General features: G+C 56.3%; 17 protein-coding genes. 13 read left to right on the forward strand and 4 right to left on the reverse strand.

All coding sequences use genetic code 11. The features are described from left to right. Window positions 1–121: 121 nt before the first annotated feature. The 10 genes from NA647_RS10625 to NA647_RS10670 all read left to right on the forward strand — a co-directional run bounded on the left by NA647_RS10625 (window position 122) and on the right by NA647_RS10670 (window position 12,879). Window positions 122–559, forward strand: a complete 438-nt coding sequence (locus NA647_RS10625; protein ID WP_256057654.1) for a low molecular weight protein-tyrosine-phosphatase — start codon at window positions 122–124, stop codon at window positions 557–559. Window positions 560–574: 15 nt separating this feature from the next. Next, the gene (locus NA647_RS10630) at window positions 575–2,788 is read left to right on the forward strand and encodes a polysaccharide biosynthesis tyrosine autokinase (RefSeq protein WP_256057655.1); all 2,214 of its coding nucleotides are present in this window, start codon (window positions 575–577) and stop codon (window positions 2,786–2,788) included. Between the two features lie 165 nt (window positions 2,789–2,953). After that, window positions 2,954–4,003: a glycoside hydrolase family 5 protein gene (locus NA647_RS10635; protein WP_423836467.1), complete on the forward strand. Its 1,050-nt coding sequence runs from the start codon at window positions 2,954–2,956 to the stop codon at window positions 4,001–4,003. 264 nt (window positions 4,004–4,267) lie between these two features. Beyond that, a complete protein-coding gene (locus NA647_RS10640; protein WP_256057658.1) occupies window positions 4,268–5,524 on the forward strand; it encodes a hypothetical protein in 1,257 nt (418 codons plus the stop codon). Then, entirely contained in the window at window positions 5,484–6,368 is an 885-nt protein-coding gene (locus NA647_RS10645) for a glycosyltransferase family 2 protein (protein ID WP_256057659.1), read from the forward strand. The genes NA647_RS10640 and NA647_RS10645 overlap by 41 nt, the downstream gene beginning before the upstream one ends. Further along, window positions 6,358–7,119 (forward strand): WecB/TagA/CpsF family glycosyltransferase, encoded by a 762-nt coding sequence (locus NA647_RS10650; protein WP_256057660.1) that lies wholly within the window; start codon window positions 6,358–6,360, stop codon window positions 7,117–7,119. The genes NA647_RS10645 and NA647_RS10650 overlap by 11 nt, the downstream gene beginning before the upstream one ends. Window positions 7,120–7,268: 149 nt before the next feature. Next, complete coding sequence (gmd, locus tag NA647_RS10655) at window positions 7,269–8,300, forward strand: GDP-mannose 4,6-dehydratase (RefSeq protein ID WP_256057661.1); 1,032 nt, start codon at window positions 7,269–7,271, stop codon at window positions 8,298–8,300. Between the two features lie 300 nt (window positions 8,301–8,600). Beyond that, window positions 8,601–9,521 (forward strand): GDP-mannose 4,6-dehydratase, encoded by a 921-nt coding sequence (locus tag NA647_RS10660; RefSeq protein WP_256057733.1) that lies wholly within the window; start codon window positions 8,601–8,603, stop codon window positions 9,519–9,521. Window positions 9,522–10,049: 528 nt separating this feature from the next. Continuing rightward, entirely contained in the window at window positions 10,050–11,138 is a 1,089-nt protein-coding gene (locus NA647_RS10665) for a polysaccharide biosynthesis/export family protein (RefSeq protein WP_256057662.1), read from the forward strand. 697 nt (window positions 11,139–11,835) lie between these two features. Continuing rightward, the gene (locus NA647_RS10670; RefSeq protein ID WP_336604952.1) at window positions 11,836–12,879 is read left to right on the forward strand and encodes a hypothetical protein; all 1,044 of its coding nucleotides are present in this window, start codon (window positions 11,836–11,838) and stop codon (window positions 12,877–12,879) included. A gap of 263 nt (window positions 12,880–13,142) precedes the next feature. Here NA647_RS10670 and NA647_RS10675 read toward each other — a convergent pair whose 3' ends face one another. Continuing rightward, window positions 13,143–15,008, reverse strand: a complete 1,866-nt coding sequence (locus tag NA647_RS10675; RefSeq protein WP_272889642.1) for a TonB-dependent receptor — start codon at window positions 15,006–15,008, stop codon at window positions 13,143–13,145. Between the two features lie 1,022 nt (window positions 15,009–16,030). On the opposite strand from NA647_RS10675, the gene dusA reads away from it, so the two are divergent. Further along, a complete protein-coding gene (gene dusA / locus NA647_RS10685) occupies window positions 16,031–17,056 on the forward strand; it encodes a tRNA dihydrouridine(20/20a) synthase DusA (RefSeq protein ID WP_256057664.1) in 1,026 nt (341 codons plus the stop codon). A gap of 124 nt (window positions 17,057–17,180) precedes the next feature. After that, window positions 17,181–18,107, forward strand: a complete 927-nt coding sequence (gene tal / locus NA647_RS10690; RefSeq protein ID WP_256057665.1) for a transaldolase — start codon at window positions 17,181–17,183, stop codon at window positions 18,105–18,107. Between the two features lies 1 nt (window position 18,108). Here the strand turns inward: tal and rssC are convergent, their stop codons facing one another. Both rssC and rssB read right to left on the reverse strand, forming a co-directional pair. Continuing rightward, window positions 18,109–18,591 carry an anti-sigma factor antagonist RssC gene (gene rssC, locus NA647_RS10695; RefSeq protein WP_256057666.1) on the reverse strand — a complete coding sequence of 161 codons (483 nt, stop codon included), beginning with the start codon at window positions 18,589–18,591 and terminating at the stop codon, window positions 18,109–18,111. Then, window positions 18,588–19,775 carry a two-component system response regulator RssB gene (rssB, locus tag NA647_RS10700; protein ID WP_256057667.1) on the reverse strand — a complete coding sequence of 396 codons (1,188 nt, stop codon included), beginning with the start codon at window positions 19,773–19,775 and terminating at the stop codon, window positions 18,588–18,590. The genes rssC and rssB overlap by 4 nt, the downstream gene beginning before the upstream one ends. A gap of 203 nt (window positions 19,776–19,978) precedes the next feature. On the opposite strand from rssB, the gene NA647_RS10705 reads away from it, so the two are divergent. After that, window positions 19,979–20,278 (forward strand): PilZ domain-containing protein, encoded by a 300-nt coding sequence (locus tag NA647_RS10705; RefSeq protein WP_256057668.1) that lies wholly within the window; start codon window positions 19,979–19,981, stop codon window positions 20,276–20,278. A gap of 72 nt (window positions 20,279–20,350) precedes the next feature. Here the strand turns inward: NA647_RS10705 and NA647_RS10710 are convergent, their stop codons facing one another. Beyond that, window positions 20,351–21,052: an MlaA family lipoprotein gene (locus tag NA647_RS10710; protein ID WP_256057669.1), complete on the reverse strand. Its 702-nt coding sequence runs from the start codon at window positions 21,050–21,052 to the stop codon at window positions 20,351–20,353. Window positions 21,053–21,086 lie beyond the last annotated feature (34 nt).

The following is a 21,086-nucleotide window of genomic DNA, read 5'->3' on the forward strand; positions in this document are numbered from 1 at the left end:
CATATTTCATGCGCCAGAACAGCAGGAAGATTGAACTAATGAAGCGAGGCAATATCAGATTTGCGTTCTGTGATGCGTACGCCCAACCGCCCATGAATCCAGGGCTGCGAGGCTAAGCGACATGTTCCAGAACATCTTGATCATCTGTGTCGGCAACATCTGCAGAAGCCCGGCGGCTGAAGCGCTGCTGATGCACAAACTGCAAGGAAGAAACCTGACGATCAGCTCGGCAGGCATAGGCGCATTAGTAGGCAACCCAATGGATAAGACCGCACATGAGGTGCTTCACGATCACGGACTGGAACACCTGTCCCACCGTGCTCGACAGGTCGATAGTGAGATGTTGCACCAGGCGGACCTCATCCTCGCCATGGAGCAGAGCCACATCCAGCACATTCGCCAGATAGCCCCCGAAGTACATGGCAAAACCTTCCTGATGGGTAAATGGCTAGACGATACGGAAATCCCGGATCCCTTTCGTCAATCCAAACCCGCATTCGAGCACGTTCACAGCCTTCTGACGCAGTCCGTCGAAAGCTGGATTCCTTACCTGAAATAAGAAGAAGGAACTTCAATGACCACCATGCCCCGCCCCATCTACGAAACCAAAGAGGAGAAGGATATTGATCTGGCCCACCTCTTTGACACATTGCTCAACAATCGGGCTCTTATCCTCACCATAACCGGCTTCTTCGCGGCGCTTGGTATCGCCTATGCGCTGCTTGCCACGCCGATCTATCTCGCCAGCGCAATGATTCAGATCCAACCGAAAGGTGGGCTCCCCAGTCTTACCGACGTCGTGGGCGCCGCGCCGGCAGTCTCGCCAGCACAGACCGAGATCGCACTGCTCAAATCACGCACCGTTGTCGGTGGCGCTGTCGAAGCACTGAACCTCGACATCATCATCGAGCCCCATCACTTTCCTGTGTTCGGTGGCTACATATTCCGTAGCTTCGAACCCACCGAAGAAGGTGAGCTTGGCTGGTACCCGGAAGGTTTCGAATCATATGCCTGGGGTGGCGAGTCGCTGCGAGTCACTCGGCTGATCGTTCCGGACAACATGCATGGCGAAGAGTTGACGCTCGAAGCCGCAGAAAACAACGGCTTCATCCTGCGCGACACCGACGGTGAAGTGGTTGTGCAAGGCGTAGTTGGCGAGCCCATAGAAACGCCTGAATACGGCATTACCGTCGCAGAGCTGAACGCGCGTCCGGGCACTACCTTCAGCGTAATCAAAAACCGCACTTACGCCACCACCGAGGACTATCAGAATCGTCTGTCGGCGGGTGAGCGCGGCAAGCAATCAGGCATCCTCAACGTGACGCTCGAGGATGCCGATCCAGAGAAAGCCGTTCGAGTGCTGGAAGAAGTGGCCCAGCGCTACGTAGACCAGAACATCGCGCGCAACGCGGCCGAAGCAACACAGAGCCTCGAGTTCCTGAGCGAGCAAGTGCCGGAAGTCCGCAAGAAGCTCGACGCCGCTCAAACTGCGTTGAACAAGTTCCAGACCGGTAATCGCTCGGTGGACATCTCGGCGGAAACCCAGTCGGTACTAGATCGCATCGTTGACCTCGAGAAGCAGATTTCCGAGCAGAACCTCAAGCGCACCGAGATGGAACGTCGCTTTACCCGTCAGCATCCTAATTTCCAGGCGCTGATCAACCAGACCAACCAACTCCAGGTGCAGAAGACCGAACTTGAAAAGCAAATCGGCACCCTGCCCTCGACCCAGCAGGAACTGCTCCGTCTGAACCGCGATGTCGAGGTTTCGTCCGAAACCTATTCGATGCTGCTGAACAAGACGCAGGAACTGGACATCATCCGTGCAGGTACCGTTGGTAACGTGCGCATCGTCGACCATGCCGCTGCGGACATCGATCAACCGATCAAGCCAAACAAGCCCTTGATCGTCATTGCAGCGATCCTGCTCGGCGGTATCCTCGCGATCGCCTTCGTCTATGTCCGCGAAGCGCTCAAGCGGGGTGTAGAAAACCCCGAAGAAATCGAGCGCGTAGGTATCCCGGTATATGCCACGATTCCCTTCAGCGAGAAGCAGGAGTTGCTAGAAAAGCGTCTGGTCAACTTCAAGCGTGACAAGAGTAGCGCTTCATATCTGCTAACGATCAACGATCCGGCTGATCTGGCCACCGAAGCCATGCGCAGCCTGCGCACCAGCCTGCACTTCGCCATGATCGAGGCCAAGAACAACATCCTGATGATTACCGGTCCTAGCCCGGGAGTTGGTAAGTCGTTCGTCACAAGTAACCTGGCAGCGGTGATTGCGCAATCCGGGAAGAAAGTGCTGTTGATCGACGCGGACATGCGTAAGGGTTATTTGCACAAGGTCATGCGTTGCCAGGGCGAAAAAGGCCTCTCGGACATTTTGTCCGGCCGTGTCACGCTGTTCGATGCGATCCAGAAGACCCAACTCAACAACCTTCACGTAATCACTCATGGTCAGCTGCCGCCGAACCCTTCCGAGCTGTTGATGCACGAGAACTTTTCTCGTTTCGTCAAGGAAATCAGCGGCATGTACGATCTGGTGATCTTCGATACACCGCCGATTCTCGCGGTTACTGACGCTGCGCTGGTTGGTAGCCAGGCCGGCACGACGCTGATGGTGACCCGGTATGGTCTGAACGGGGTCAAGGAAATCGAATTCGCCAAGCGCCGCCTCGAACAGAACGGCCTGATGGTCAAAGGCGTGATATTCAACGCCGTCATCCGCAAAGTGTCGAATTACAGCGATTACGGCTACTACCAGTACGAATACCAACACAGCAAATAAGCGATGGGCGCCCGATGATTAGATATGCATCGGGCGTTCAATTATCACCGCCAATTGACCTGCACGCATCTGAACCGTTGATCATTTCGCAACGGGCCTACGATGAATCGTTACGTCGTGCGTTCAAAGGCAGTCATCGCGACATGCTTATTGGAGCTCAAGAATATGGAGCGTCGTTCTTTTTCGGCTTTGCACAACGCGAAACGTTTGATCGCCGGCCTGACCCTGGTCGGCTGCGTATCGCTTGTACACGCCACTGATCGTGTAGGTATCGACCTGATCGGCATCAATATGTCCGGCGCCAATTTTGCACCGCATATAACACCGGGCAAAGTTGGCACCAACTATTTTTATCCCGAGAAGAAGTACTTCAAGTATTATGCAGACAAGAACATTCGCTTGATTCGCTTCCCCTTCATCTGGGAACGCGTACAACACGATCTGAACAAGGGCGTCAACTTTGATCAGATACGCCTACTGAAAAGAACACTTGATTTTGCTGCACAGCATGACCAGAAAATCATTCTGGATATGCACAACTACGCCCGATACAAGGGCAAGCTGATTGGCTCACCCGAGGTGCCATACGAAGCGTACGCCAATGTCTGGCGCAAGCTCGCTGAAGAATTCAAAGATCACCCCGCCCTGTTGGGCTACGACATCATGAACGAGCCCCATTCGACCGATGGTTTGTGGCCTGCGGCGGCCCAGGCGGCGGTCGATGCGATTCGCCAGGTCGACATGAAAACCTTGATATTCGTCGAAGGCGACCGCTGGGCGAGTTCGTTTCATTGGCGAAAGGTCAACGAGAATTTCCTGATTGATGACCCTGCAGACAAGATCATCTACGAAGCCCACCTGTATCTGGACAAGGACTTCTCTGGACGCTATGCAGACGACGAAACGGTTGACCCCATGCTGGGCGTCGAGCGTGCCCGCCCGTTCGTGGAGTGGCTGAAAGAAAACAACCTGAAAGGTTTCCTGGGGGAATATGGCGTTCCCGGCCATTCCGAATCGATGCTCGTCGCCATGGACAATATGCTCGCCTATCTCAATGACAACTGCATGCCAAGCGCCTATTGGGCAGGCGGACCGGGGTGGGGCAAGTACGTTCTGGCAGTTGAGCCCATCGACGGCAAGGACAGGCCGCAAATGGCGGTCCTGCAGAAGAACATCGCAAACGATTGCTCGGAATACGGGCCAGCGCCAGGCTGAGGGATAGCTCCGCCATAAAATTTTGGCGAAATCTGAGATTTCTACGCAACACAACCGTTAGCGCGGTTGTCAAACGTTTCGACCGAGCACAGGGGAGCTAATCCAAGGGAACTTGATGAGCCTTCTGTCTATCAAAAGCGTTTGGTAACCGATGCCATGCGGGTGTATTCCGCGTCATCAAAGCATCAACATCGCAATGTTAAAGCTTGAGTTTGTTGCGGCGTAGTTATCTGGAAAATGGAAACGCACCTAAGGACCCAGGTGATGACAAGCATCAGCTCAAAATTCTTTTATTTGCCACTGACTATTCTGGCGCTCGTTCTGCATTTTTCTGTGTTCGGCGACAGTACGCATAACCCACTCGGCTTCAAGTTTCTCAACGAAGCCTACCTGGCGGCTTGCCTGGGTGCGGCGTTTCTGTTGATTCTGGCCAGCACGGAAGATGCCTCAAGAGAATTCCGCGTTCTCATGTACTACGCGTTTTACAGCGTTTTCGTATTTACCGTATTGCCTGCGATATTCTCGTTTTTTACGTTCGGCCAACCGATCGCTTATGGTCTGATCGAGGAACGCCGGATGCTGTTCGCGTTCGGGTTCGTACCCCTATTGCTGCTTGCCAAGCACATCAGCACGCTACAGTTCGAGCGCGCAATCATTTATGCCGCGCTCATCGCAGCGTTTCTGTCTTGGTGTTTCAAGTTCGGACTAGTCCCTGATCTGCGCGAAGAACAAACGGCGTGGGATCGCCCAGATCGGTCTTCTATCGGCCCCTTTCTGATTTGCTTTGCCTATTTCTACTGCATTCAAATCTGGGCAAAAGGCAAGTCACCAATCAACGGTGAGCAACGCCAAAAAATCTTCTATTTGATCATCGCTGCGATCTTGCTGCTCACCTTGGTATTTGCCACGCAAACTCGCCAACTTATCGTTCTATGTCTGGCGTTTACCCTTTTTTCATTGAGGGTCAAAGCTGTCGCCTGGGCGGCGTCGCTCTGCGTTCTGCTATCGCCGTTCTACTTCTATCCTGAATTACTCGAAATTCTCGGATTGAACATGGAGTTCTATGGGAGCAGCCTGGACGGCAACGTGGAAGACGGCGTGCGCCCTTACACGATCGCATCCGTGTTCAACCATCTAGAACTGGTCAGCTGGCTCCCAAGCGGTTCGCTATCGCTCATGTGGCAGGACGGTTTTATTCCCTACTTCGGCGAGCATTTCTTTCTCTCCGATATTGGAATCATCGGCACACTGTTCCGCTTCGGCTTCCTTACCTTTCTGGTGGTTCCGCTGACACTTTTCGTTTATCAGCGCATCGCTCGGAATATCAACGCGGAGATGGGGTTCACCTATTCGGTAATCCTTGCGTTTTTCGTGATATGGCCGCTAAACGGCTTGTTCGAATATGTGCAGCCAGTTATTTGCATGCTTTTCGTTATTCACGCTCTAAGAGCACGCCATCTACGCAGCAAGGAACGAGTTCATGAACGTCGCACTTATTCTCAACTACAAAGCTGCTACTGAAACCATCAGCTGCGCTGAAAGCTTGCTCGCTCATTGCTCGACCATCGACCATATCGTTATTGTCGACAATGACTCTCAGGATGGATCGGCTCTTGCTTTTCAGCAGTGGCTGGATGAAAAGGCGTACCCACAGGTGACGCTGCTCTGCAATCCTGAGAATAACGGGTATGCCGGCGGCAATAACTATGGCCTTCGCTGGGCAATGGCAAATCTGCAACCGACGCATTTCTGGGTCGTCAACAATGACACCTATGTCGAGAGCGATGCCTTCTCGCCTCTTCTCGAAGCATTGCAGCGTAACGATCGGCAATTCGTTGGTTCGCTCGTCTTGAGCGCCGAAACCGGGCGTCTGGAATGTTATGGCGGCGGAAAAATGTATCCGATCCTCGGCAAGGCTCGCCTGCTCGGCAAAAATCAAAGCATCGAGGCCCTGCAACAACAGAATCTTCAACACGATCCAGATTACATAATGGGCTGCAGTCTGGCATTTTCAGCTGCGCTGACAGAAGAAATCGGGTTGATGGATGAAGATTACTTCATGTACTTCGAAGAAGTGGATTGGCAGTATCGCGCCAGGCGCTTTGGAGTATCGATAAAGGTCATCCCGGAAAGCCGCCTGTTTCATTACGGGTCACTTAGTCTGGGCAGCCGTTCCGCGTTCTATCACTATTACCGCAACCGCGCTGCCACACGATTCAACAAGCGCTTCTATGGTTCGATGTTTGCGGTCGTTTCCGCATTTCTCCTTTCGGCCGTTACGACGATCAAGGAATACAGGAACCCCACCCTCGCCTGGTCGGGTATCAAGGGCGCCTTCAAGGGAGTAGCAATGAGTGTCAAGTGATACTAATGCGTTCGGAATAGACTTCTATTCCGGCAATAAGAGAACTTTATTGTCCTGCATCCGCGAGGGCATCAAGCAGCCCTATTCGTTTGTGGTAACGCCGAACGTTGACCACCTCGTTCAATTGGAACATGACGCGCAGTTACGGGATGCTTATGCCAAGGCACGCTGGAGGCTCTGTGATAGCCGCATTCTGCTCTCGCTGCTCGACCGCTTGGGCGTACATCTCGACGAAGCCATTCCTGGCAGCGACTTGACGCTGGATCTGCTCAATTGGGCCGACGAGGAACGTCTGCGCGTGGTTCTGATCGGCTCGCTGCAATCGGAAGCCGACAAACTTCGATCGATATACCCCGGCATCGAGCTTTATCACTACAACCCGCCAATGGGCTTCATCAAAAAACCGGAAGAAGTGCAGCGCTGCCTGCAGTTCGTACGTGAGAACCCATCGGACTTGGTCCTCTATGCCGTCGGGACGCCTCGCGGCGAGGTCCTAGCCGCGGCGACTCAAGCGCATGAGCGTTCGGGCATGGGCTTTTGCATTGGCGCATCCATTTCCTTCGCCACAGGCACCATCAAGCGAGCCCCAAAATGGATGCGTGAGTACAAGCTCGAGTGGCTCCATCGCATGTGTTTGGAGCCTCGTCGACTGGCCAAACGTTATTTCATCGACGCGATATATATCGTGCCCGCTTATCTACGAGAGAGAAACTCCAGACAAAAAGGCAGTCCCGCGAAACAGCAGTCTTAATTGAAATTAGTGCTGACTATTTCGGTCACGGTGACGCTGTTCAACTGGAAACAAGCCTATCTAATAGTGCTTCGCTACTTTCCCAGCGCTATATGCCAGGTAGAGTGAAGTGAATGTACGTTAAACCTTGACCTCACACAGGGAAGACAATGAAAGCGATCATCACGGGTATTACAGGACAAGACGGCGCCTATCTGGCAGAGCTTCTCTTGGAAAAAGGCTATACCGTATACGGCACGTTTCGCCGCACCAGCTCGGTGAACTTCTGGCGAATCGAAGAGTTGGGCATCGACAAGCACCCGAATTTGCATCTTGTCGAATATGATCTTACCGACTTGTCCTCCAGCATTCGGTTACTGGAGAGCACCGGCGCAACCGAGGTCTACAACCTCGCCGCGCAGAGCTTCGTCGGAGTATCCTTCGAGCAGCCCCTGACGACGCTGGACATCACCGGCGCGGGCGCTGTGAACTTGCTGGAAGCCATTCGTATCGTTAACCCGAAGATTCGTTTTTACCAGGCGTCGACTTCCGAAATGTTCGGCAAGGTCCAGGCCATTCCTCAAGCGGAAACGACCCCGTTCTATCCTCGTAGCCCCTATGGCGTTGCCAAGCTTTACGCACACTGGATGACCATCAACTACCGGGAGTCGTACGATATCTTCGGTTGCAGCGGCATACTGTTCAATCATGAATCACCTCTGCGGGGCCGTGAATTCGTGACCCGGAAAATCACCGACTCGGTGGCCAAGATCAAACTGGGCCAACTGGATGTGTTGGAACTGGGCAACATCGACGCGAAACGCGATTGGGGTTATGCCAAAGAGTATGTCGAGGGTATGTGGCGCATGCTGCAGGCCGATGAGCCGGATGTTTTCGTACTGGCAACCAACCGTACCGAAACCGTACGCGACTTCGTGACGCTGGCATTCAAAGCAGTGGACGTAGAACTTCAGTGGGAAGGTTCCGGCGAGCAGGAACAGGCCATTGACATGGCAACCGGCAAAGTTGTCATGCGGGTCAATCCGAAGTTCTACCGCCCTGCGGAAGTGGACCTGCTGATCGGCGATCCGCAGAAGGCCAAAGATGTACTGGGTTGGGAACCCAAGACTTCACTGGAGCAACTGTGCCGCATGATGGTTGACGCCGACATGCGCCGTAATCAGCAAGGCTTTTCATTCTGAAGCCATTCGACCCGATTGGCGGGAAGCTATGCCGGAAGCCGTATGCGGCGATACGAGAATGTTCGATCCGGCAAACTGCACAGGGCAACCGGCCCTGCCCTGTGCACCCACGTCCAAATAGCCACCCGGTCGATAAGGCGGTACATACAATCGATTGTGGTCTACCGAGCCAACCACCCGCATAGCCAGTTCCACAGCACGTCGTGTGGTCACTCGATCAACCGTAATCGGGACGCAACATCCCATCTCTATACAGGGATAAAGCGCTCCGCAGAACTTGGAATTCATCCCGGAAAGATCATGCGCAAAGTGCTGATTACCGGCGTCACCGGTTTTACCGGCCGCTATATGGCAGAAGAGCTTGCAGCCCAGGGTTATGAGGTCCATGGCCTCAGCTACCGCCAACCCGTGGGAGAGCTGCCTACGGCAGTTTCAGCCATCCACTGTTGCTCGCTGAACGATGGCGAGACGCTGCGGACCTTGCTGTTGGAGATACGACCGACCTATGTCGTGCACCTAGCAGCAGTCTCTTTCGTCGCGCATACCGATGCTGACGCAATCTACAACGCCAATCTGCTCGGCACTCGTCACTTGCTCGAAGCGCTACGCACCTCAGCGACGAACCTCGAAGGCGTACTTCTTGCCAGCAGCGCCAACGTCTACGGAAACGCTACCGAGGGCGTTCTGCCCGAATCCGCCCCCTTCGCGCCAGCTAATGATTACGCCGTGAGCAAGGCAGCGATGGAGTTCCTGGCCGGGCTCTATCGCGGCCGTTTGCCGTTGATTATCAGCCGACCATTCAATTACACAGGCGTCGGCCAAGCCGAGCAATTTCTCATCCCCAAGATAGTCGCGCATATACGTCGCCGCGCCGAGGTCATCGAACTGGGTAACCTGGATATCGCGCGCGACTTCTGTGATGTTCGCCAGGTTGTACAAGCCTATCGACGGCTGCTCGAAACGCCCACCGCGATTGGTGAAACCGTGAATATCTGCTCAGGTTCCGCGTACACGCTTCAATATGTTCTGGAGCAGGCGGCGGCCATTTCGGGTCATCGCCTGGACGTCAGAGTAAACCCAGCCTTCGTTCGCAGCGCTGATGTAAAGAACCTGTTCGGCAGCAGAGCCAAGTTGGATTCCCTTATTGGTGATCTGCCTCAGCTTGAGCTGAAAGACACGCTACGTTGGATGATCGAATACCCCTCTGCAATTAATACTTGACGCAAGCAATCTCGCAGCGAAACAGCTGCCAGTTTCGATAATTCGCGACGCTACTAAGCGATGCAGATGGGATTCACAACCGGCATCGATGCCGATACGCCTCGCAGCAGAAATCTGCAGCAGCCCGCCCAGTTGAATGATTGCCGGTTCTAGACAGTCTCCTGTGTGGCGCGCGCTCTGTCTCTTTTTGCCAGGGCTTCATTTATGCGCATCGTCTTGAACCCCGCGTAAACGGAGCGGTCTATGGCTACTGTGAGCGGCAAAGCAGCTGTTCTCGGCGTGGTGAGATGCGCTAGCGGTTAAGCGGAACCTATCACTGGCTTCTCCACTTGGAGCCGAGGAATTGCATCAGAAGCTTTTGCGGTAACGACACCAAGAGAAGCAGTTATTGAATACGTTTCTACGCGTTTTTCGAGGAGATAACCTCGACGAACAGCAGACGAATCAATTTTCGCTCGCTCCCTTAAGAAAAAGTGAACCCGCAGTTTCACTTCGTAAAAACAACTACTCCGTCAAGGATGAAGAATCATGAAACCATTATTTGCTCTCGCTTTCACTTCCGTGCTGACGCTCCAAGGATGTGTGTTTTCGCCCGGCCAATACCTTGATCCAGATGAGTTCAAGGCTGGCGCAAAATCGGAGGATGGTACGGTACAGCTCATTCGCATCACGCCCGACATTCTCAAGGGCGAACTGTCTTCCGACAGGGGCACATCCAGCAAACAAGAGCTGCTCGGCTTCAAACCCGAGGCATATCGCATCGGCGCCAACGACCTTCTCTACATCACCGTATGGGATCACCCTGAACTGACCGCGCCGTCCGGCCCGCAGCAGCAGCTCGATGCCAACGGTCGCCTGGTTCGTCCGGATGGCACGCTCTTTTACCCTTACATTGGCAACGTCAATGCCGCGGGCCGCACCATCGAAGAACTGCGGTCCGAAATCGCACGCCGCCTCGCCAACTACATTGACAGTCCACAGGTCGACGTCAGCCTGCTGCGCTATGGCAGCCAGCGCATCGTACTCTCGGGCGCATTCAACACCGCCGGTGAAGTTCCGGTCACCACCGCGCCGATGACCATCGTTCAGGCGATCGGCCAGGCGAGCATCGACACCGAGAACGCAGACCTGTCCAGCCTGATGCTCAAGCGCGACGGCCGTGAGTACCTGCTGAACCTCGACGACCTGAACCGCCCGGATTCCTGGTTGCATCAGGTCTATCTGAAGGACGGCGACCAGCTGCACCTGCCTTACAACGATCAGAAGAAGATCTACGTGTTGGGTGAGGTTACTCAACCGCAGGCGCTCAGCTTCAAGACGACGAGCTACAACCTGATGGATGCCATCGGTACTGCTGGCGGCATCCGTCAGGAAACCGCAGACGGCGAAGCGGTATATGTCATCCGCGGCGCGGAAAACATCGCCACCGAGCAGGCCAAGGTCTTCCAGCTGAACGCCAAATCGCCGACCGCCTTTGCCTTGGCCAAGAGCTTCCCGCTCCAGCCGCAGGACGTGGTATTCGTCGGTCCGGCCGGTATCACTCGTTGGAACCGCTTCATCACCCAGTTGCTGGGGTCAGCATCGGTCGTTGGGACTGGCGCAGCGTTCAACCGTTAATGACGTGACAAATACCAGGCTGGAAACAGCCTGAGCACAAACCGCAGTCAGCCCGTTGGGCGGCTGCGGTTTTTTTTCGCACTACTACCAGGCTCCGCAGATTGATGCCCAACATCCGTAGCCCGATGCAACCGACTATCGCGTTACATATGGTTGGTAGGAATGCCCATAGCGCAATTCGGCGGGCATATTGTGCGGCTGTTGTACAGCCCGCTCGGGCTAGCGGCTGCGCCATGCCGAGTGCTGGCGCTGGTGTATGGCTGCGCAAGCGCGAGGAACGGCAGATTCGAGACGATCAAATCGTGCCTGCGCTCAACGTCGCGGTGTTCTTCGGCATGCCTATCGCTTCGCTCGCATTGCTATGGGCGAATCGTCTTCTACCCGACACGTTGGCTGAGCGCGGCGCTGCCGAAGCCTGGTGCTTCTCCGTGGCGTGGCCGTTTACTGCGCTGCTCCCCTTTCGATACACGCAAGCCGCACAGGCTTGCCGATGACACAGGTTTAAAGCATGACTGACAAACGTTCGCTCCGCCCAATGGTTCGGCAGCACAGCAAAGGGAGCGAATCCAAGTACTAATTCCGGGCCATCAGAATTTGAACCCTTCGATCTATACCGGCAGATAAACGAACCGACAACAATCTCATTGCTTCGCCTGTGATGTACGGAGCCCATCCATCATGAACAGGAGAGATTCCAGTGACTCGTATGACACCTCTCGCAGCAGCATTGCTGCTGGCGGCAAGCAGTAGCGTAATCGCCAGCGAACACATCGCCGAAATAAGCCAGACCGGTATTAACAATATCGCAGAGCAGCAACAGAGCGGCGGGCTACAACGCTCATACATCATGCAAAACGGCGCCGAGAACAGCGCACTCACCGAGCAGACCGGTATTAATGATCAAGAAAGCGAGGCGAGCATCGACCAGCTGGGCTCGCTGAACTCGGCCACTGTCTATCAGATACATGGCGACCGGTCGGGCATGGCCAGCATCGAGATCCATCAAACAGGCGACTCAAACAGCGCTCAGGTGGAGCAAAGTGAATACCTCGGCGAGTTGTCATCGACCGCAGCGGTTGACCAAGAGGGCACTGGCAATCGTCTCGACGCAACGCAGTCCTGGGTTGGCAACCAACTCGACGCGGTCTCGGTGGGACAGGACAACGTCATCCATGTGGAGCAATCAGGCTTCAGCACGGCAGACCTGCAACAGCAGGGAAGCGATAACCTGGTGCAGCTACAACAAGTGAGCTTCGGCATTGGTGGTGGTTTAGCCGTGGTTGCTCAGGACGGTAGCGCCAACCAGGCAGACATCTACCAAGTTTCTGGTCGCTACCCCGCTGGAGACGTTTTTCTTCAGCAGATCGGCGACGCCAACAGTGCACAGATCAGGTCCAGAGACGGGGACAGCTTTCTGGATTATCGGCAGCAGGGCATTGGGAATGAACTGGATGCCTCCTTCGCCGGCCACGGTTCGAGCATCACTGGCTACTCGGAGGGCGACTATAACCTTGTCGATATTGCCCAAGCGGGCGACGACAATAGCATTGAGATTGCTCAACTTGGCTCTGACAACCGGATCGAAGCCTACCAAGGGTTCCATGCTCACGAAGCGTTGATCAACCAGACGGGACACGGAAACCAAGCGTCTCTTTGGCAGGATACGCTGTCATATACCACCAATTCCGCCAGCATTATCCAGAACGGAAATGGCAACATCGCCAACGTCACCCAGCGATAGACACATCCCCAACGGCCAGCCGATCCTGCCCATGCGCCACAGACGCGTATGGGCAGACGCGAAAATGTCTTGAAGCCTGCCATATCCCCTCACGCGGACAATTCCACGCTGAGCCGCCCTTGCGCACTGCTCCGCTGATAGCAGCGACTTTTCTAGCCGCTCATCACCCTTTTAGCTGAATAGCTTGTTGGTCGAACGCCCCTAGACGACAAAAATGTCCTGGCAGACCTGCCGCTATTGATGCCTTGCTGTGTCAGCATCCATCACTCGAACGACAGCTTCACACCCGCATATAGCGTACGACCCGGCGCGGGCTCGTAATAACGACCGAAGTTGTCATTGATCCGCAAGTTGTCGTAGTAGTCGCGGTCAAAGAGGTTGTCCACGCCGACATAGGGCTCCCACAACTGACCGCCCTGCCCCAATCGCCAGCCGATGCGGGCGTTGGTTACCGTATAGCCGGCAACCCGGCTGTCGTTGGCGTTGTCCGCGTATTGATGCCCATGAGCGCTCAGATTGACTCGCGCGTACCAATCGTCGCGGTCGTAACTGGCCTCGGCAAACAGGCTCTGCTTTGGAACGCCAGGGACGCGGTTGCCGTTATACGTATCGAAATCGTCGTATTGGTACTCGTTGTAGCTCCAGGCACCGGTCAGGCGCCAATATTGGCCAGCAAACCACTGCGCACTGAGTTCTATGCCGTCGCGACTGGACCGCCCGGCATTGGTGTAGAAGGTGCGGCCGTCGACAACAGGCACCAGCTCATCCTCGATGCGCATGCTGTAAATCACCGCTTCGTAGCGTAGACCAGGGTATTCACCCTTGAAGCCAATCTCCCGGTTAGTCGCATGCGCCGGGCCAAGCGAGGGGTTGAAGCCACCACCTGCCGGGTTGGCCAGCTCGTTGATCGTGGGTGTCTCGAAGGATGTAGCGTAACGGGCATAGACCACATGGTGGGGATCGAGCTGTCGACTCAGCCCAAGGCTGTAATTCCAGTCCTCCAGCGTTCGGCTACCCGATGCATCACCGTCAGAAAGATAGCGATCCTTAGCCTCCAGACGAACACTGTCGTGACGCAGCCCGGCCGTTAGCAGCCAGGATTCACCTAGGCTCAGCTGATTCTCGATAAACAACCCACGACTGTCCGCTGATTCTCGCTGCCGCTGGGTCAGCGCGCCTGTAATGCCACCGCTCAGGTTGTCGTTTCGAGTGCGCTCGTCGCGCTGGCTTTCCAGATCCACGCCGATGGTCAGCTGATTGGGCAGTCCTGCCCACTCGCGGCGATATGTCCGCTGGGCACCCACGCCCGCGAACCAGCGGTCGTAAGCCGTCTGCCCATTGTTTAGCAGCGGAAGCCGGTTACTGAACTCACGCTGGCCATAGTAACTACGCAGCTGATAGGTGTCGTCGCCTGCGGCTTGGCCGTTCCAAACGATGGAGAGACGTTGCTGCCTGATGTCCTCGTCGGAATCATATTGCAGGCTTTGTGGCCGTGCCTGCGAGCGGTCTTCACGCACCTGTGCAAGCGTCAGGGCGCCCGGATCCTCGGCACGGTTATCGATCGCATGCAGTGTCACGCCGAGCCTGCCGCCCTCAGCCTGCCAACTCAGCTTGCCGGTGAGGTGATTGGTCTCGGCTGTCCCATGGGTACGATAGCCATCGAGTCGGGTGCTGCTGACCGCCAGCAATGCGCCGAGCGACCCAGCGGTACCACTGGTCTCCGCACGCATCTGACGATAGCCCAGCTCACCACCGCTGATTTCCAGTTGCGTGCGCGGTGTATCGCTTGGCTGCCTGGTTTCGACCGACAGCACCCCGCCTGCCGCGTTGCCGTGGATGGTCGAAGACGGCCCCCGAATCACCTCGATACGCTCGATCAACGACGAATCGAGGCCGTCCATCTCGGTCTGGCCGTCGGGCATGGTCAATGGCACGCCGTCGACCAGCACGCGAACGCCCCGCACGCCGAAGCTCGACCGGGTACCAAAGCCGCGAATCGACAGGCGCATGCCCTGAGCCAGGTTGTAGCGGCTCTGCGAAACCGTGCCCGGCACCCCTGCCAACAAGCTGTCAAGCGTCAGCAATTGCTCGCCAGGCCGCTCATGCGACGTTATTGCAGACACGGCCATTGGCAACGTAAGCCAATCGGACTCCGCTCGGGGCGAGTTGACCAGCAACGGGTCAAGAACAAGAGGATCATTTGTCTGGGCGAACGCTGGCCCAATCGTCAAAGCAAGCGATCCCGCGATGAACATTCGATACATTGGCGAAAAAACCTCATCTGGTGTCGCGTGATGCTGCGACGTCGCTCATGTCTATCAGGTACGGATACTGACTAGCCAGACGGTGCTGTCGTTCCGCCAGTTGAGCCAGCGCATCGCTCATGCATGAAGATAACTCTGGCGCGGAAGCCACTTCATCACCAACCGTGCTGATGGCAACTACCTTGTAGGTAAGCGCATCGGATAACGCGCTCTGCTTTCGGCAGCCGCCGCGATCTGAGCAATCATGCTGTTTATTTCGAAGACCACTGCGGCGATGGCTTTAGCGCGCTACACGCCTGTTCGGCCTACTCGGTTGAACCCAAGGTTCGCTGCAGACCTGCCTGCCACGTAGCGACCGAGTCATCAGTACCCGCACGCAGCCGCCCGGTCAACGATTAGTCCCTCGTGGCCTGGTTCGACCTCTGGCCTAAGGACCTCGTCTGCGACCGCGCGCGCCCCACGCAAGACGATGACTGATGGGACCGTAGGTGGCTGGCGTGAAGTTGTAGCTCACGGGATTTGCAGTTGCAGCAGAGGCCTCCAGTACAGGCCGACCGGTCTATGGTCGACATGGATCGCCCAGTTCACCGGAACGACGTGTTCTTGACCGAAACACCGCCGCGTTTTGCTTTCCCGCCGGCTCGGCCAGTTTTATCTCGCGCTTCTTTATCCACGCCTGCGCGGTTGCCTTGCGCTCAAAGGTCTAACTCTCGGTAAACTGTCACGCCCTTCTGCATGATGCGTATTTGCGCGGTATACCGGGTCGTCCCGTCCTTGCGCTAGCGTGTTGCGATGGTTCCCATTGATTTCGCTACCTGACCTGAACGGCTTGCCACGTGAGGCAACGCAGTTCAGAAACAAGCAAAAACGGCAGGAAATAGTAGTTAATGAGCGTAGCGACAAACCCCTCAAAACAGGGCACTACACAAGCAAACCCAGGCGACACGGTAGATAGAAGGTTTTCTGTCGCACCGATGATGGATTGGACTGACCGCCATTGCCGATACTTCCTACGTCAGCTGTCCCGACACGCCTTGCTCTATACCGAGATGGTCACGACCGGTGCGCTGATCAATGGCGATTCGGAGCGTTTCCTTCGCCATGACGAAGCGGAACATCCCCTTGCCTTGCAACTCGGCGGTAGTGTGCCGGCGGAGCTGGCAGCTTGCGCAAAGTTGGCCGAAGCGGCGGGCTACGACGAGGTAAATCTCAACGTCGGCTGCCCCAGTGATCGCGTGCAGAACAACATGATCGGCGCCTGTCTGATGGCCCATCCGGCGCTGGTGGCCGATTGCGTGAAAGCGATGCGGGACGCCGTCGGCATCGACGTGACGGTCAAACATCGAATCGGCATCAACGGGCGCGACAGCTACGCCGAACTCTGCGATTTCGTCGGTCAGGTTCGCGAAGCGGGCTGCCGCAGTTTTACTGTGCACGCGCGCATTGCCATTCTCGAGGGGCTGTCGCCCAAAGAAAATCGCGAGATTCCACCCTTGCGTTATGACATTGCCGCGCAGCTCAAAGACGATTTTCCGGACCTGGAAATCATCCTCAACGGCGGCATCAAGACGCTGGACGAATGCGAGGCGCACCTTCAACGCTTCGATGGTGTGATGCTTGGACGCGAGGCCTATCACTATCCTTATTTGCTCGCGCAGGTGGATGCCCTGCTGTTCGGCAGTCATGACCCAGTCATCAGCCGCGCCGAGGCACTAGCGCGGATGCGGCCTTATATCCAGCGGCATCTCGAAGCGGGCGGCTCGATGCATCACATCACGCGCCATGTGCTGGGACTTGGCTTGGGCTTTTCAGGTGCGCGGCGTTTTCGTCAGTTGCTTTCGGTCGATATTCACAAGACGAAGGAGCCTTTAGCCCTGCTCGAACAAGCGATCGGCCTGCTCGAAGGACGTTGATATAGTCTTGCGGAACACGCGGGATCATTTTCAATCCAAGTGCTGTCCGCCCGGACCATCCACTCGTCAAGTGGCTCGGTGGCCTCGGGTTCAGTCATGCCAACTCAGAGGATAGAGCGCCCCCATGACATCCAAGCTGGAACAACTCAAGCAATTCACCACTGTCGTCGCTGATACCGGCGATCTTGATGCTATCGCCCGTTTGCAGCCGGTCGATGCCACCACCAATCCGTCGCTGTTGCTCAAGGCCGCCGCCCTGCCCCGCTACGCCGAACATCTGCAGGCAGCTATGTCCCGTTGTGGCGGTGATATCGGGCTGGGCTGCGATCTATTTGCCGTCGCGGTCGGTCAGGAAGTGCTCAAGCTGATCCCCGGACGGATTTCCACCGAGGTCGATGCACGTCTTTCGTTCGATACCCAGGCGATGGTACAGCGCGGCGAACGCCTAATCGGCCTGTACGAGCACGCCGGCATCTCGCGGGATCGCGTTCTAATCAAACTAGCCTCCACCTGGGAAGGCATCCGCGCCGCCGAGCAATTGGAAAAATCAGGCATCCAGACCAATCTTACGCTGCTGTTTTCCTTCACCCAGGCGGTCGCCTGCGCTGAAGCCGGTGTGTTCCTCATTTCGCCATTCGTGGGCCGAATCTACGACTGGTATAAGAAACATAAAAGCCGTGATTACACCGGCAGCGAAGACCCAGGCGTGCTGTCGGTCAGCCGGATCTACGACTACTACAAGGCCCACGGCTACGACACGGTGGTAATGGGAGCGAGCTTCCGCAATACGGGCCAGATCGAAGCCCTGGCGGGCTGTGACCGTCTGACAATAAGTCCCGAGTTGCTCAGCCAGCTGGCACAGGAAGAAGGTTCGCTAGAACGTAAGCTGTCGCCAGGCCGCGCATCCGAGCCGCGCGTCACGCTGGATGAGAGCAGTTTCCGCTGGGGGTTGAACGAAGACCCAATGGCGACCGAAAAGCTGGCCGAAGGCATCCGCCAGTTCGCTCGTGATCAGGAGAAACTCGAGGCTCTGCTGGAAGCTAAGCGCTAGATCAGGAGCGCTCGAGCGCCGTCACGAGGTCGCGAAAGGCCTCGCGATTGGAGTCATTGAGGCTCATCAGAATACGGTGGGCCTCGAGCACTTTGTTCTTCACCACTTCTTCCGACTGATCCTGGCTAGGCAGGTCGGCAAGCTGCTCTGGCGACGGCAACGGCTGATCGACGATATTGAATACCTGATCGAAGCCCATCGACTGCAACAGACGCGTGATATCGGCATGCGTCGTAACCAGCGTAGGCAACATGCCGATCTTCTGGCTGGACAGAATCGACAGCTTGGCCAGCAGCCCCAATGTCGTGCTGTCGACGCTGCGGCTTTCGGTGAGGTCGATGACGATCGCCGAGAAATTCAGCGACGAAAAGATTTTTTCGATCGTTGCGTCCAATGCCGAGCAAAGCGTCAGCCGGATTTCGCCTACGAACTTGAGAACGAACGTGCCGTCCTGCTCGGCGAACTGGATCTTACCAGTGCTCATGCAAGGTTCCTGCTCAATACCAGCAACGCGATGTCATCGGGCATATCCTCGAGATCGGCAAGACCGAACACTTGCTGAAGACCATTCAGCGTACCCCCTGCTTCGGAAACCAGTCCGGGCAGTCCTGCTTCCTTTTCTTTGAGCGTATCACCCGGCAAAAGGTCCAGAATGCCATCGGAAAGTAGCGTGAGGCTGAAGGCCTCTGGCAGCTCGATTTCATAGTTATCGTAGGTCGCTTCGACGAACAGGCCAACCGGCAAACCCCGTCCCTCCAGATAGGTCGCAGCCCCGTCGGCGTACAGCACCGGCATCGGCAGGTGCCCACCGATGCTGTAATGCAGCACGTTGCGCTCCTGATCGATCACCCCGCCCAGCATGGTGACATGCTTGCCAAGCTTGCAATTGATCAGCCCTCGGTTGATGTGGTCGAGCACTTCGGACGGTTTGAACGCACGCGGTGCTCCCCTTCCCCGTCGAGACTCGTACAGTAGGCGAGTGGTCATGAACTTCAGCAAGGCCGTGACGAACGCCGAAGACGCGCCATGCCCCGATACATCAGCCAGATAGAAACCGATCCGATGCTCGTCCACGCGGAAGTAATCGACGAAATCCCCGGACAGATAAAGAGAGGGAATGATTTGGTGAGCGAACTGGAAATCATCGATGCTGTAGGGCGTAACAGGCAGCATGTTCATCTGCACCTGGCGACCGGCATTCTGATCTTCCTGCAACAGATGCAGGCTGGCTTGTAGATCGCGGTTGGCGGTTTCCAGTTGCTCGCGGTAGCGCCGGTTTTCCATCCGCAACCGTGACCGGTCGAGCGCCCGGCGAACCGAATGTTCGAGCATCGCCAGGTCTTCAAGGGGCTTGATCAGGTAATCGGCCGCCCCCAGACGCAGGGCTTCCACGGCATCGCTCATCACGCCGGCGCCGGACACTACGATAACCGGAAGATCGGCCTGGCGTTCGCTGATCTGGCGGATCAACTCCAGACCGTCCATCTGCGGCATGCGCAGATCGGAGATCACCAGGTCCGGCTGTTCGGCCTCGAACAGCTCCATGCCCACCGGCCCGCTAGGCGCCTGCAGGACTTTGAAACCGCTGTCATCCAGATAGGCGGCCAGGCTGGCTCGTACCACATCGTCGTCATCTATGATCAGCAGCGTCGCGCTTGGGTTGTGCATGTTCCTACCAGGCGGTATCGCCAGGATGATTGGCGAAAGCATCGGCCCCGCGCGAACGCTGGGCAAGGGATCTTTTCAAGGCGCAGACGGTACTCCCATACGATCTGCGTTTCAAGCCAGGCGCTGCCGCCCCGCCTGTGCTTTACAGGCTTAATTAACGGGCGTTATAAGAACCGGGTGCAACCAAACCCAGAGGACGAAAAATGAGCCAGAGTGATCGGGACTACAGCGAAAAGCGCGACTTCATCCGCATGCAGATAGAGACGGCGATCACCCTCATCCATAACGGTCAGCGCTACGACGCGATCTGCATGGATCTTTCGAGCACAGGCATGCAGGTGCTGGCCGGAACTAGCCTGCAGATGGGCGACAAGGTACGAGTGAATATCCCTTCGGAGCACGATCAGTTGAAGGGACTGGAAGCGGATACCGAAGTGGTGCGAGTCGGCACGCACGAAGATGGTCGGCAGAGCCTTGGTCTCGCCATTCTGTTGATGAGCTAAGAGGCGTTCGGCGCTGATGAGCGCCGGAGGGCTGCGAACGCCACGTCAGCCGCGTGGCGTCGCGGACAGCCATCAGAAGTCGTCTTCGACCTGCCCGTCCTGAGTGCGGAACTCGCGGTTCTGCAGATAGGCATTGCGGACGAAGATGTACTTGTCACCGGTGACCATCTTCTCAGCCGAGAGCAGACCGGCGCGCAAGTCGACCACATTCACCGCGCGCGTCACGTTGCGAGTCGGCACATGGTCCATGTGGGGATAAGGCTGCAGGAAGGCATCAGGCACACGTCCCGCCGCATCGCGTACGGTACTCGGTCCGAGCAACGGCAACACCACATAAGGTCCGCTGCCAAGTCCCCAGGCACCCAGCGTCTGGCCGAAATCTTCGTCGTTCTTCTGCAGGCCCATGCGGGTCGCCACATCGAAGAAGCCCAGCACGCCAAAGGTGGTATTGAACAGGATGCGGCTCGTGTCGATGCCGGCATCGCGAACCTTGCCCTGCAGCAGATCGTTCGTCAGCACCACGACATCGCCCAAGTTGCTGAACACGTTACCGATGCCGTCTTCGAGGAAATTCGGAGTGACCTTCTGGTAACCCTGCGCGAGCGGCTTGAGCGTGTAGGTGTCGAGCTTGTCGTTGAAATTGAACACCACTCTGTTCACGCCTTCCCAAGGATCCTCCTCGGCAGCCTGCAACGAAGACGCGCCAAATACCGTCAGCGCTGCGACGAGCGTGACCCTGACATATCCGATCCAATCCTTGCCGATCATTTGCATCGCGGCCTTCCTCTTATCCCGAATGGTGGCGTGC

Origin of the sequence: Stutzerimonas stutzeri (genome assembly GCF_024448985.1) — a bacterium.
Taxonomy (GTDB): Bacteria; Pseudomonadota; Gammaproteobacteria; order Pseudomonadales; family Pseudomonadaceae; genus Stutzerimonas; species Stutzerimonas stutzeri_AP.